Annotated in this window: 9 protein-coding genes; 4 read left to right on the top strand and 5 right to left on the bottom strand. The window is 64.1% G+C overall.

Going from position 1 to position 9,354, the window contains the following annotated elements; genetic code table 11:
- Both EN932_RS20730 and EN932_RS20735 read left to right on the top strand, forming a co-directional pair.
- Window positions 1-628, top strand: a 628-nt coding sequence (locus EN932_RS20730) for a TonB family protein (RefSeq protein ID WP_164890551.1), incomplete at its 5' end; no start/stop codon positions are given.
- A 62-nt stretch (window positions 629-690) separates the two neighbouring features.
- Window positions 691-1,005: an antibiotic biosynthesis monooxygenase gene (locus EN932_RS20735; protein ID WP_127370218.1), complete on the top strand. Its 315-nt coding sequence runs from the start codon at window positions 691-693 to the stop codon at window positions 1,003-1,005.
- A gap of 114 nt (window positions 1,006-1,119) precedes the next feature.
- On the opposite strand, the gene putA is transcribed toward EN932_RS20735, so the two are convergent.
- Window positions 1,120-4,734 (bottom strand): bifunctional proline dehydrogenase/L-glutamate gamma-semialdehyde dehydrogenase PutA, encoded by a 3,615-nt coding sequence (gene putA / locus EN932_RS20745; protein ID WP_127385464.1) that lies wholly within the window; start codon window positions 4,732-4,734, stop codon window positions 1,120-1,122.
- Window positions 4,735-4,897: 163 nt separating this feature from the next.
- Between putA and EN932_RS20750 the strand changes: the two genes are divergently transcribed.
- Window positions 4,898-5,350, top strand: a complete 453-nt coding sequence (locus EN932_RS20750; RefSeq protein ID WP_013531233.1) for an Lrp/AsnC ligand binding domain-containing protein — start codon at window positions 4,898-4,900, stop codon at window positions 5,348-5,350.
- Window position 5,351: 1 nt separating this feature from the next.
- On the opposite strand, the gene EN932_RS20755 is transcribed toward EN932_RS20750, so the two are convergent.
- Both EN932_RS20755 and EN932_RS20760 read right to left on the bottom strand, forming a co-directional pair.
- Window positions 5,352-6,551 carry a cytochrome c peroxidase gene (locus EN932_RS20755; RefSeq protein WP_128369030.1) on the bottom strand — a complete coding sequence of 400 codons (1,200 nt, stop codon included), beginning with the start codon at window positions 6,549-6,551 and terminating at the stop codon, window positions 5,352-5,354.
- A 7-nt stretch (window positions 6,552-6,558) separates the two neighbouring features.
- Window positions 6,559-7,008, bottom strand: a complete 450-nt coding sequence (locus EN932_RS20760; protein ID WP_127385467.1) for a FixH family protein — start codon at window positions 7,006-7,008, stop codon at window positions 6,559-6,561.
- A gap of 152 nt (window positions 7,009-7,160) precedes the next feature.
- Here EN932_RS20760 and EN932_RS20765 point away from each other — a divergent pair, with 152 nt between their 5' ends.
- Window positions 7,161-8,081 carry a sugar kinase gene (locus tag EN932_RS20765; RefSeq protein WP_127370041.1) on the top strand — a complete coding sequence of 307 codons (921 nt, stop codon included), beginning with the start codon at window positions 7,161-7,163 and terminating at the stop codon, window positions 8,079-8,081.
- A gap of 11 nt (window positions 8,082-8,092) precedes the next feature.
- Here the strand turns inward: EN932_RS20765 and EN932_RS20770 are convergent, their stop codons facing one another.
- Together EN932_RS20770 and EN932_RS20775 are read right to left on the bottom strand one after the other, a co-directional pair.
- Entirely contained in the window at window positions 8,093-9,115 is a 1,023-nt protein-coding gene (locus EN932_RS20770; protein ID WP_027160469.1) for an aldose epimerase family protein, read from the bottom strand.
- 92 nt (window positions 9,116-9,207) lie between these two features.
- Window positions 9,208-9,354: aldehyde dehydrogenase family protein (locus EN932_RS20775; RefSeq protein WP_128369031.1), on the bottom strand; the 147-nt coding region annotated here is incomplete at its 5' end.

The following is a 9,354-nucleotide window of genomic DNA, read 5'->3' on the forward strand; positions in this document are numbered from 1 at the left end:
CGTCTCCTGCGCGCTCCACGCCGCCGTGGCGGCGGCTTTTCTGATCTCGCCTTCGGGGATTTCGAGTTCCCAGAATGCCGAGCAGCCGGAAGGCAGTGATCAGTCGGGCACCAACGTGGTCGGCAGCGCGCTGGACAAGGACCCGACGGCAATAAACGTTGCACTGGTGCCCAGCCCGCAACCGGCTGTCGCCGTTCCAGAACAGCCGCCGATCCCCAGCGCGAGGCCCAGTCCGCCAGCTGCCTCTTCAAAGACGGCGGATGAAAAGCGCGGCACGGCGGATGGCCAGGACCTGTCGGCGCAAGCGGCCAGCAAGGGCAAAAGGCAAAACGAGGCAGGCACTGCCGCGGAAGATAACTACCGCGGCGATGTCTTTAGAAAGCTCGGCAGCGTCAATCGCACTCTGCCGCCGTCCCTACAACTGGCGGCACGCAACAATGCGGTTGTTAAATTCGTCATAGGCAGGAAGGGCAACATAAATAAGTTGCGCATCCTGGAGACCTCAGGGTCGGCGGCTTTCGATCAGGCGGCCCTTGGCATTATCCGCAAAGCAGCCCCCTTCCCTTCGATTCCACCACAGGCAGCAAGCGCAAGTTTGGAGTTCGAGACCGAAATCGGCCCATTTTGAATGTGCGCAGAACAAAACGCTGCGGCCGCAAATCATCAACATCCCTGTGAGAGGAAACCGCCATGTACATCGCCATGAACCGCTTCAAGGTGCAGACCGGCTCGGAGAACGATTTCGAGGCCTTGTGGAAGAACCGCGATTCCAGCCTTGCGGAGATGAAGGGGTTCCGCGAATTCCACCTGCTGCGAGGCCCGGTCAACGAGACCGAAGGCTACACGCTGTTTGCATCGCACACGGTGTGGGCGAGCCACGATGATTTCATCGCCTGGACCAAGTCCGAGAATTTCCGCGCCGCCCACAGGAATGTCGGCACGACGAAGGTCCACTATCTCGGCCACCCCCAGTTCGAGGGTTTTTCGGTCGTCGAAGGCGCGTAATGCATGTCGCCCAAAAGTGGTCCCGGTTTGGGACAACGACATGCATAAAACAAAAGAGATAGAGACATTCACTGTTTCCACGAAACGGTGAATGGCTCTAACGACCGGCCGGAGTCAGGCTCCGGCCAGCAAGCTCGCATTGCCGCCCGCGGCGGTGGTGTCGACGCAGACGGCCCGCTCATGTGCATAAGCCGCCGGGTTCAACACTTCGCTGACCAGCGGCACGATCGGGCCTGAGCGATCAGCGATAACCCTGCGCACGATGCGCGCGGCCTCTGGCGTGCCGGAAAAAGCAACGATATCGACGCGCAGCGAGCGTGCCTCGACCGGATCAGGCCGGCCATCGATGGCGGCCAGCGGCAGGCCCTTGCCGGTCAGAGCGGAAAGGGCTGCCGGTGCACCCGGCGCAACGGCCAGCACGGCGTTGCCGGCGGCGAGCGCCTGGATCGTCTGCGCCAGCAGCGTATCACCATCGGGACCAAGGCACAGCACCCGTCCACGTGGCGACAGCGAGAGCGTGTTGGCTTCGCCGGTCGGCCCGGGCAGGTCGACCTGGCCGAAATCGATGCCGGCGGCCGCACCAATGGCCGCAGCACCCTTGCCGCGCAGATGCTTCCTCAGAATGGCGATCCGGTCCGGACGCGTCGACCAGCCGCCAAGTGTGGGATCAGGCAGATTGTCGGCAAGCTCGGTCGCCGTGACCTTGTGGCCGTCCTGCACATGGGTGCCGGCCTCCGGCCCCTTGCGGAAGCGGCGGAGATAGTGCGGACCGCCGGCCTTCGGCCCGGTGCCGGAAAGCCCCTCGCCGCCAAACGGCTGCGAACCGACGACGGCGCCGATCTGGTTGCGGTTGACATAGATGTTGCCGGCATGGATGCCATCGACGAAATGCTGCACGCGGCCCTCGATGCGGGTGTGCAGGCCGAAGGTCAGGCCATAACCCTTGCGGTTGATGGCGGCGATGACCGCGTCGATCTGGTCGGCGTCGAAACTGGCGACATGCAGCACCGGCCCGAACACCTCGCGCTCCATGTCCTCGATACCCTTGACCCGGAAGACATGCGGCGCGACGAAGCGACCTTCCCTGGGCGCCTCGAGCTTGGCGATCAGCCTGCCCTGCAGGCCCATCTTCGTGCAATACTCGCGGATCGAGCTTTGCGCCTCGTCGTCGATAACCGGGCCGACATCGGTCGAAATCCGCCAGGGATCGCCGACGTTGAGCGCCTCCATGGCGCCCTTCAGCATCTCCAGCATCTTCTTCTCGACGTCCTTCTGCACGTAGAGTACGCGCAGCGCCGAACAGCGCTGGCCGGCACTCTGGAAGGCGGAGGCGAGGATATCGCGCACCGCCTGTTCGGGCAGCGCGGTGGAATCGACGATCATGGCGTTGAGGCCGCCAGTCTCGGCGATCAGCATGGCGTCGGGCGCGGCCGTCTCGGCCAGCTGCTTCTCGATCAGCTTGGCAACCTCGGTCGAACCTGTGAAGCAGACGCCAGCGATGCGTGGATCGGCGGTGAGCGGCCCGCCGACCGATGGGCCGTCGCCAGGGAGCAACTGGATGACGTCTTCCGGCACGCCGGCCTCGCGCAGCAGTTCGACGGCGCGGAAGGCGATCAGCGGCGTCTGCTCGGCCGGCTTGGCGATCACCGAATTGCCGGTGACGAGCGCTGCCGCGATCTGGCCGGTGAAGATGGCGAGCGGGAAATTCCACGGCGAAATGCAGACGATGGCGCCGCGCGCCTGCGTGCCCACCTCGGCATTGGCCGCTTCGGTGGCGTAGTAGCGCAGGAAGTCGACGGCTTCACGCACCTCGGCGACGCCGTCGGCCAGCGATTTGCCGGCCTCGCGGGTGGCGAGTGCAAAGAACTCGACGGCATTCGCCTCATAGAGATCGGCGGCACGGTTGAGGATGGCGGCGCGCTCGGCGACGGGACGCTTCGCCCAGGCCGGTTGCGCTTCCACCGCAAAGCGCACGGCGGTCGCGACTTGCTTGGCAGCTGCTTCGCTGACCGTGCCGACCACTTCGGAAGGCTTTGCCGGGTTGACGATCGGACGCTGCTTGCCATAGCCGGCGGCCCGCGTAATCGGCTTGGCATGCCAGCGATCCGGCCCGGCGAAGGCCGCCCTGGCCTTGTCGATCGCCGCCAGCGTCACCGTGTCGGTGATGTCGAATCCTTTCGAATTGCGACGCCCGGCTCCAAAAATCTGGGAAGGCCGGGCAATCGCCGGATTGGCTGCCGGACCCTGGCTTTCGACCGTCTCGAGCGGATCGCGCGCAATGTCCTCCGGCTCGACATCCTCATCGGTCAGCTGGTGCACGAAGGAGGAGTTGGCGCCGTTCTCCAGCAGCCGGCGCACCAGATAGGCCAGCAGATCGGAATGCGCACCGACCGGCGCATAGATCCGGCAGCGCGTGCCTTCGGACCGTCGCACCGTCTCGTGCAGCGCCTCGCCCATGCCGTGCAGGCGCTGGAACTCGAAGGAATCGCGGTTATTATCAGCCATCGACAGGATGGCGGCGACGGTATGGGCGTTGTGGGTGGCGAACTGCGGATAGATGCGGTCGGTCATGCCAAGCAGCTTCTTCGCGCAAGCCATGTAGGAGACGTCGGTGTTGGCCTTGCGGGTGAAGACGGGATAACCGGTGAGTCCCAACGTCTGACCCCGCTTGATCTCGGTGTCCCAATAGGCGCCCTTGACCAGCCGAACCATGATGTTGCGGTCGTATTTCTTGGCCAGCGCATAGAGCCAGTCGATGGCGAAGGCCGCGCGTGGCCCATACGCCTGCACCACCACGCCAAACCCGTTCCAGCCGGCAAGTTCCGGCTCGGCCAGCACCCGCTCGATGACGTCGAGCGATAGATCGAGGCGGTCGGCCTCCTCGGCATCGATGTTGAGACCCATGCGCGAGTGGCGCGCGGCCAGCGCCAGCGACAAAAGCCGCTCGGCCATCACAGGCAGCATCTCTTCCTTCTGCGCCACCTCGTAGCGCGGATGCAGTGCCGAAAGCTTGACCGAGATGCCGTGGTTCTGCCTGATATCAGGACCGTTGGAGCCGGAATCGAGCGACGAAATCGCGTCGGCATAGGCCTTGTGATAGCGCAAGGCGTCGGCCTCGGTGCGGGCCGCCTCGCCCAGCATGTCGAAGGAATAGAGATAACCCTTCTGGGTCATAGGCCGGCCGCGCTTGACGGCTTCAGTGATGGTGCGGCCGAGCACGAACTGCTCGCCCATCTCGCGCATGGCGGCGGCCACCGCCTTGCGGATGACCGGCTCGCCCAGCCGCCGCACCATAGAACGCAGCGTGCCCTCGATGCCGCCCTCGCCTTCGTCGAGGACGCGGCCGGTCAGCATCAGCGCCCAGGTCGAGGCGTTGACGAAGATGGAGCTCGAACCGCCCGAATGCGCCGACCAGTCGTGCGGCGCGATCTTGTCGGCGATGAGGTCGTCCATCGTCTCGGTATCGGGCACGCGCAGCAGCGCCTCGGCCAGGCACATCAGCGCCACGCCTTCCTTGGTGGAGAGACCGTAAGCGGAGAGGAAGACTTCCATCAGCCTTGGATCCGACGAACCGCGCACCGCGCGCACCAGATCGGCGGCGCGAGCCGAGATCGCCTTGCGGTCTTTCCCGGAGAGCCCCGTCGCCTCGGCAAGCCGCTTCACGGCCTCGTCTTCGTCGGGCAGGTAGTTGGCGCGGATCTGCTGGCGGATGGCATCGAGCGCTGGCATGGCGGTCCCGTGGATCGAGCAAAGGGGATCGGGCCGGCGGTCACCGGACCGAATGGCGCAAGCTAGCACAAGTGCAAAATTTCGGCCGGTCCAAAGAAATCGACATTGGAGGTCATTCGATCTATCCTAGCGGCATATAATTGACATTTGGACTGCGATTTCGATGACAGAAGACCAATTGGACCGCATAGATCGGAATATCCTGGCCGCACTTGCAAGCGACGGCCGGCTTTCCATGTCAGAACTGGCCGCAAAGGTCGGCCTGTCGAAGACGCCGGTGCAGGCGCGGGTGAAGCGGCTTGAGAAGGACGGCTATATCAGAGGCTACCAGGCGATCGTCGACCGCGAGCGCATGGGCGAAGGCCATGTCGCATTCGTCCAGGTGAAATTGTCCGACACCAGATCCGCCGCGCTCGACGCCTTCAACCGGTCCGTACAGGCTGTGCCGGAGATCGAACAGTGCCACATGATGGCGTCGAGCTTCGATTATCTGCTGAAAGTCCGCACCAGGGACATCGCCGCCTACCGCCGCGTCCTCGGCGAGCGCATCTCGGCCCTGCCCCATGTCGCCCAGACCTCGACCTTTGTAGCGATGGAGACCGTGAAGGACCGGTAGATCACTCCGAAAGCGTCTTCAAGAACGCCACCAGAGCAGCGCGTTCTCGGTCTGAAAGCTCCAACGGGTGAACCTCTGATACCCCTTCGACGCTGGGCGCGGCCTTCGCATAATGCGCCACGACCTCGTCGAGCGACGAAAACTGCCCCGCATGCATATAGGGCGGTCGCGTTGCCGCACCGCGCAGAGACGGCGTCTTGTAGGCGCGGATGAGTTGTGGCGCATTCTTGACCATGAAGCGCAGTTCGCCGCAGGCGGCAACCTCGCCGTCCCGATAGGCGCCAAGGCAGTTGAACGGGTCGGCCTCGACTTGGTGCACGGCATCGATGCGGCCGCGATCCGGCGGCAGGCCCGCAACAGGCGGCACGCCGGTGTTGTGAAAGCTGTTGTCGGTGAAGCGCGGGCCGTTGTGACAGGTCACGCAATTGGCCTTGCCGATGAACAGTTTAAGCCCAAGGATTTCTTGTTTGGAAAAGACAGCATCGCCCTTCGGCTCGGCACCGGTGGCGAGGTCCAGCGCAAAGCGGTCGAAGCGCGCTGGCGCTGGCGCTATCGAGCGTTCGAAGGCGGCAATCGCCTTGCCGATATTGACGAAGACACCGTTGATGGCGTCGCGCTGCGCGCTGCTCATGGCATGCCAGGCTGCTTTCTCGGCATCGTTTCCAAGTGGGCTGGCATTCAACGGCATGCCGGAAAAATCGGGCAGCGGCCCAAAAATGCGCTCATAGCGCTCGCCGAAGCGCGCCTTGATGTAATGCGCGTAGGCAGCGCGGTTTCCCGCCTGCTCCAGCGGATTTTCGAGCGGCGTCAACGCTTGCGCCCACAGGCTGTCGCGACGGCCATCCCAGAAGAACCAGGGATCGTGCGCCACGCCCGCCAGCGGCATGGTGCGCCGGTTGGTGTGGCCGACGCCGACCGCCTGCGGCAGGTCGTCCTGGAACTGGCGGTCGATCTTGTGGCAGGGCGAACAGGATACCGACCCGTCACCGCTCATGCCCTGATCGAAGAACAGCGTCGAGCCGAGTGCGGCGGCGGCCGGCACGTCGGCAAAACGATTGGTGGTGTCGGCCTTGAGCGCCGGCAGCGACGACAGCGCCAGCGAAGCGATAGTCTTCTTTTCTGCGTCGGAAAAATCAGGCTTGCCGCAGCCCACGAGGACGACGGCGACCATCAGCGCCAGAAAGCGGAAAAGGCGCTTCATCGATCGCTCACAGCACCACGTTGAACAGTACGGTATCGGAGCCGGCGCCGGATGAGATGGCGAAACGAAGTTGCCACCAGCCGCTCATGGTGAATTTCAGCCCCTCGATGCGGTAACGGCCTTCGCCCAGGTAATCGGTGACCTGCGGGCTGGTCGGCAGGCCGTGATTGTGTTGCGGCATGCCGCCGGAGATGGCGATCGCGGCGCGCTCCACCGAAGCCCCTGTCTTTGTCTTCAGGGTCAGCAGCCAGGATTCCAGTTCGCCCTGCCGCACCACGCCCCGTTCCGGCACGAAACTCGCCACGTACAGCCCGTTGTCGGTTTTCTTCGTCCGCGCGACATCCGGGCCGGCTGGCAGCGACGAACGCGGCGCCGCCAGGAAGACGACCGCGAGAATGCCGACCAGCAAGGCAGCCAGACCAAGACCCGCCAGAAGATAACGCCATATCGATGCCAAACCGGTTCCTCTTCTGCAGACAACGCTCTGCCGAACGGATCGCATCCCGCCAGCCTGTGGGAAAACGCTGTGGCGGAAAAAACCCTGCTTGCCAAGCATGGCGCTGCCGATGGCAAAAAGCTACAGCACCGGGAAGCACTGGAGGATTGTAGATGGCGGGAACCGGCGTCGCCTCGATCGGCGAATGCATGCTCGAACTGTCGGGCCAGACCGGACCGAACTGGCGCATGGGCTTTGCCGGCGACACGTTCAACACGCTGTGGGCGCTGCACGCGCTGAGCACTGAGCGGCCGGCAACCTATGTCTCGGCCTTCGGCGACGATCCGTTCTCGCAAGCCCAGATCGATTTCTTAGGCCAGAACGGCATCGGCATCGGCTCCAGCCCGATCATAGCGGGCGCACGGCCTGGCCTCTATGCCATCACGCTGACCGGGGCCGAGCGTTCCTTCACCTACTGGCGCGGCGACGCCGCCGCGCGGCAGCTCGCCTCAGACCCGGTTGCATTGTCGAAAAACCTGGTAAATCAGGCGCTTGTCTATTTTTCCGGAATCACTTTGGCAATTCTGGATGAGGCCGCGCGCGCCGTATTGCTGGCGGCCGTCGCCAAGGCGCGCTCGGCCGGTTCACTTGTCGCCTTCGATCCCAACTACCGGCCGCGGCTTTGGCGCAATCGCGAGGATGCACAGGCAGCGATCGTCGAAGCCCTTGCCGCCACCGACATCGCATTGCCGACTTTCCCCGACGAGCAGATGCTGTTTGGCGATGCAACACCGCAAGCGACCGCAAAGCGACTCAGGCAACTGGTTAGCGAGGTCGTCGTCAAGAACGGCGAGCAGCCCGCCCTGATTGCCCAAGGAGAAACACTACGCGAAGTCCCGGCGATCCATGTCGCCGCCCCCGCCGATACGACCGGCGCCGGCGATTCGTTCAACGGCGGCTATCTTGCGGCTCGTCTTGCCGGCCACGACCCGCAGGAAGCCGCGCGCCGTGCGCATCGTGTCGCCGCCGCCGTGGTGCAAGTGCGCGGCGCGCTGGCGCCGTTCGAGACGCTGCGGGCGGCTTTCGAAGGCTAAGGTCGGAAAAACTAGGGCAGGCGGAACCTGTATTCCGTGACGTGGTGGTAGATCGCGCCCGGCCACAGCGTTGCTTGCGGGAAATAAGGCCGGTTCGGCGCGTCCGGCCAAATCTGCGGCTCCAGGCAGAAGCCGCAAAAGGCCTTGTAGTTCCGCCCTTCCAGCCCGGTGCGCGGCGTCACATACTGGCCGGTATAGAGCTGGACGCCGGGCTCGGTGGTCCAGACCTCCATCTCGACACCGGAACTGGCGCCTTGCGTCCATGCCGCCTGCTTGAGCGGCCCGCGTGCCGAAGCAAGGCAGAAATTCTGGTCGTAGGGCAGTTGATCACCCTCGGTTTCCATGCGCAGCGGCCGCGCCTGGCGGAAATCGAATGGCGTGCCGTCAACCGGCTTGACCACGCCTGTGGGGATCATGTCGCCATCGACCGGCAGGTAGGCGCCGGCATTCAGCATCATCCTGTGGTCGAGAATGTCGCCTGCGCCGCCATCATCCAGGTTGAAATAGGAATGCTGGGTGAGATTGCACAGCGTCGGCTCCTCGCAGGTGGCGGTCAGCTCGACGCTGAGCGTGCCGGGGATCTTCAGCCGGTAGGTGCAGGTGACGTCGAGCGCGCCGGGAAAACCCATCGTGCCGTCGGGATCGTGCAGCGTCAGCGTGACGAAATCCCTGCCATGCAAGGAAACCGTCCACGCCCGGTGGGAGTAACCTTGCGAGCCGCCATGCAGCGTATGCTTGTCGAGGAAGTTTTGCTCGGTCTGGTAGCGGCTGCCGCCAATGGTGAAGCGGCCGTCGCGGATGCGGTTGGCATAGCGGCCGACGACCGCACCGAAGAAGGCCGTATCCGTCTCGTAGCCTTCCAGACTGTCATAGCCGAGCACCAGCGGAGCATCGTGCCCGGTCAGGCGCAAATCCTGGATGATCGCGCCCAGACCGATGATGTTGGCTGTGATGCCGCCGCCCCTGATCGTGAAGCGACGCACCTGCTCGCCAGCCTGCGTCGTGCCGAAAACCTCGCCGTCCTTCATCGCCATGCCCGTAAATGCCAGTTGATCCAGAAGACTTCGGCTGGTTTTTCCATGAGAGATGGGCAGGCCATCGGCCTCCCCATCCCAGGGATAGCCTATCAGAGGCCGAGGCCGCCGATGCAGACATATTTGGTGTCGAGATAATCCTCGATGCCCTGATGCCCGCCTTCCTTGCCGAGGCCGGATTCCTTGACGCCGCCGAACGGCGCCTCCGGCGTGGTGATGAGGCCTTCATTGACCCCGCC

The sequence above is a fragment of the Mesorhizobium sp. M7A.F.Ca.US.002.01.1.1 genome (assembly GCF_004022955.1).
GTDB classification, from domain to species: Bacteria; Pseudomonadota; Alphaproteobacteria; order Rhizobiales; family Rhizobiaceae; genus Mesorhizobium; species Mesorhizobium ciceri.

Coding starts and splice junctions, on each gene's coding strand:
- EN932_RS20770 (WP_027160469.1), bottom strand. CDS start 9,115: ATGGCGATGAAGGACGGCGAGGTTTTCGGCACGACGCAGGCTGGCGAG.
- EN932_RS20735 (WP_127370218.1), top strand. CDS start 691: ATGTACATCGCCATGAACCGCTTCAAGGTGCAGACCGGCTCGGAGAAC.
- EN932_RS20755 (WP_128369030.1), bottom strand. CDS start 6,551: ATGAAGCGCCTTTTCCGCTTTCTGGCGCTGATGGTCGCCGTCGTCCTC.
- EN932_RS20765 (WP_127370041.1), top strand. CDS start 7,161: ATGGCGGGAACCGGCGTCGCCTCGATCGGCGAATGCATGCTCGAACTG.
- EN932_RS20750 (WP_013531233.1), top strand. CDS start 4,898: ATGACAGAAGACCAATTGGACCGCATAGATCGGAATATCCTGGCCGCA.
- putA (WP_127385464.1), bottom strand. CDS start 4,734: ATGCCAGCGCTCGATGCCATCCGCCAGCAGATCCGCGCCAACTACCTG.